At 43.1% G+C, this 2221-nt stretch carries 4 protein-coding genes; all 4 read left to right on the top strand.

Annotated elements, in window-relative coordinates:
* Positions 1–530, top strand: a 530-nt coding sequence (locus tag LC605_RS32575; RefSeq protein ID WP_229551488.1) for a DUF1392 family protein, incomplete at its 5' end; no start/stop codon positions are given.
* A 43-nt stretch (positions 531–573) separates the two neighbouring features.
* Positions 574–1404: a hypothetical protein gene (locus tag LC605_RS32580; protein WP_229551489.1), complete on the top strand. Its 831-nt coding sequence runs from the start codon at positions 574–576 to the stop codon at positions 1402–1404.
* Positions 1405–1430: 26 nt separating this feature from the next.
* A complete protein-coding gene (locus LC605_RS32585) occupies positions 1431–1709 on the top strand; it encodes a hypothetical protein (protein ID WP_229551490.1) in 279 nt (92 codons plus the stop codon).
* A gap of 70 nt (positions 1710–1779) precedes the next feature.
* On the top strand, positions 1780–2221 hold a 442-nt coding region (locus LC605_RS32590; protein ID WP_229551491.1), incomplete at its 3' end, for an alpha-ketoglutarate-dependent dioxygenase AlkB.

Genomic DNA, 2221 nt, shown 5'->3' on the forward strand with positions numbered 1-2221 from the left:
ATTGTCCCTCAATGCGCTGCACTAATTTTTGGGCGACTGAAAATAATTTTATCTCAACAAAGGAAACTCCCATGATTGACAACGTTAACGTGCTTAAAACTAGCTGGTATCTCTCCCCTCCTTGGGGCAAAACAATGCCACCAGTTGAAGTCAATTTACTAGAAAGAGTTTATCTGAGAACCAGCAAAACATTCGGTTACTGCTGCGGTATTCAATGGAAACACTCGGCTTGGATTTATTCAATTGATTGCCGTAATGAAATTGTTCATGTCACACAACATCAAATCATTGGCACTGGAGAATTAGTAACTCTGCCCGTGCCAAAACCCGCTTTTGTTTTGGGACAAAAAGTAATCCTATGTTCTCACGGCAATGACGCAAAACAGCGTCTCATTTTGGGCATAGCTCTGGTCAATAATTCCTGGTTTTACCTTGTTGAATTGGTGTCGCCAACGTTAACCCAATCAGCGATTGTATGGAATCGTTTCTCGCTGGTAGGTGAGAAAAGTTTGGTGCGGGTATTGAAATAATTCACTCTAATCAACAACGAAAAATTATCACCCAACTAAAGTTATGTCACAAATCGAAGTAGCTCAAATTATCGAACAGATAAAGCAAGAGATCACTGTTGACTCTAATGGACAAGGTAAGGCTAGTCTTCGTGCAACAGCAAGATTAGCTGGGGTTGATGCTGCTGGATTATTCAGAAGTCTCAAAACGGCTGTTGACAATTCTCGTTCCAAAATGGTTGAAAAGCTTGTCCGTAAAGGCTTTGAATGTGTTGACATTTTCGGATGGTCGCAGTCTGGTATCCCTGACGTAGCAGTTGCTGCAATACTTCACTATTACGGCTACGAAGCGGGGAAAAGATGCAGTGAACAAGCAAGATTAGCCTGTGAAGCATTTGAAAGTATCGGTGTTCGCGCCTGGATGCAAGACATCAAAGGCTGGGAAAATACCCTGAGGGGGCAACAAGAACCACCACATACATTAGCCCCATCCCACGAAGCCGCGCAGTTGGCAATGATGTTGGGGGAATTTGCCGGATTAGAAAAATCTCTCACTGCCCAGTTAGCAGTTAATGCCGCCACCAAAGTCAACCCCGCACTTAAGCCAGCCGCTGATGAATTAAAAACTGCGATTGCTTCCACTAATACCGCAGAAGACGCATTTCTCAATCCAACACAAATTGGCGAGGCGGTGGGAATGTCTGCACGTTTGGTCAACAACTTGCTAGTAGATTCTGGACTGCAATACAGAACAAATGACTTGAAAATTCCCTATCGTCCTACTGAGTCAGGTAAGCAATGGGGTCGCATGGTTCCCGCAGTCGCCAAATCTTCAAATCAAACTGTTTTTCAACTGCGTTGGTTGCCCGAAATAGTAAAAGTCATCTCTCAATAATTCCCTACCTAAATCAACCTTTCATTATGAATACTCTACGAAAAACCTTGGCAGAAAAATACGGTCTTGTTGCTGATATTATGCACGACGATTATTTTTTTGTTCAGCTACCAGAAAACGAAGATCATTCACTCAAATTTTTAGAGAGCAATTTACCAGAGTGTATTCGGGTTGAGCTTGCAGAATGTTTCGCTGGTAGCGTTATTGCGGCTTGGGAAGTCCCGTTATTTTTACTCCCTCAAGTGTTACAGCAAGCACATAATTTTGTTGTTGAGTATTGGGAGCAAGTATCTCAAGAAACATGAAGTATTCTCCAGCAACCAAAACTAACAGGAATTCCTTCATTGACACATTTTTTAGTTGGAGAAAACTACCATGCAACAACTCAATTTATTTGCTGAATCAACCCCAATATTACCTATCACCTACTACCCCGATTTCCTAAGCCAAGAACTTGCCAACTCGCTCTACCAACACTGTCTACAACTGGAGTGGCAGCAAAATCAAATACGTATGGCGGGTAAAACAATGCCCGTCCCCCGCCTGGAGTGCCTGTACGGTGACAAAGGCTGTGACTATCTTTACTCCAATAGCGTGTTTTTGAAACCACTATGTTGGACAGATACTCTAGCCAAGTTACGGGACTCCATCACTGCGTTGACTGGTTATCAGTTCCGTATCGTCATCGGTAATCAGTATCGCACAGGTATGGATTCTATCGGCTGGCACGCTGACACTGATTCTTCAATGGGAATATCCCCAGCGATTGCTTCAATCAGTCTCGGTAGTGTTCGCAAGTTTCAAATTAAACCGAGAA

It is taken from the genome of Nostoc sp. CHAB 5836, from assembly GCF_020829445.1.
Taxonomy (GTDB): Bacteria; Cyanobacteriota; Cyanobacteriia; order Cyanobacteriales; family Nostocaceae; genus Nostoc.